This is a genomic window from Marinagarivorans algicola (assembly GCF_001292705.1).
In the GTDB taxonomy this organism is placed as follows: domain Bacteria; phylum Pseudomonadota; class Gammaproteobacteria; order Pseudomonadales; family Cellvibrionaceae; genus Marinagarivorans; species Marinagarivorans algicola.
Window position 1 is genome coordinate 1 of the sequence record NZ_LGAK01000025.1, and the last position, 888, is coordinate 888.

The 888-nt window shown below is 40.9% G+C and carries 1 protein-coding gene; it reads right to left on the minus strand.

Annotated features, from left to right (window positions below):
* On the minus strand, positions 1–809 hold an 809-nt coding region (locus AC438_RS09930), incomplete at its 3' end, for an IS630 family transposase (protein ID WP_053981109.1).
* Positions 810–888: the final 79 nt, after the last annotated feature.

An 888-nucleotide genomic window follows, 5' to 3' on the forward strand; every position in this document is an offset into this window, starting at 1 on the left:
TTTCCTTCAAGGTACTCCCTAACCGCTTTGGAATAATGGTATCGTGCGTTGTCTAATATGATATGTAAGCGGCTGGATAAAGAATATTGCTGATTAATTGTTTCTAGCAACTCAATCGTGGAGTCTGCATTAACTGTTTTGGATTCAATTAAAGTGATTGCTAGGGTCTCTGCGTTAATCGCGCCGTGTAAATTAAGGCGTTGTCGTCCAGAATTTGTTTTTAAAGCTCGCTCGCTACCACGCTTGATCCATCCATAAGCCGCCATTGCATTGTGCTCAGGATGAACCGCATCAACGAATAATACCTCTTCCTCAGCAGGCTTTTCTTCCATGAAACGCTCATAAAACTCAACGAACTCTTCTTGTGCTTCACGATTAGGGTTGCCCGGAATCAGCTTGGGCTTTTTGTAAACGTAACCCAAGCGATGCAATAAATCCCTCATGCCACTGAGACTATACTGAATAGCGAAATTCTCATGAACATAATCAATAATTTCTTGTACCGTGAGGTAAATTTTATCTTCAAGTGCCTGACATAATATCTTCTTCTGCTCTTGAGTGAGCAAGCTAGTGCGCCCTTGATAGTATGTTTCAATCAAGCCTTTAATGCCTGATGTTCTGTACTTATGAATGTAAGCGCGTAATGTCTCATCATCAATAAGCAGAGCTTCTTTAACCTCTTTTAGTTTCCAGCCTGTACCCAGCAAGATAATCGCATTAATTTTATACGCTGAACGCCGATTGCGCTCAGCTTTATGGGCTGAGCGCAAGGCGAGGAGTTCTTCATCGGTAAGCCAAAAGTCTTTCATGGAGCAAGTTTATCTGCAAATGACAATATTTCAATCGTTAAAAATAATAACACCTAAATCTCAAGTGCTACGAGTATAT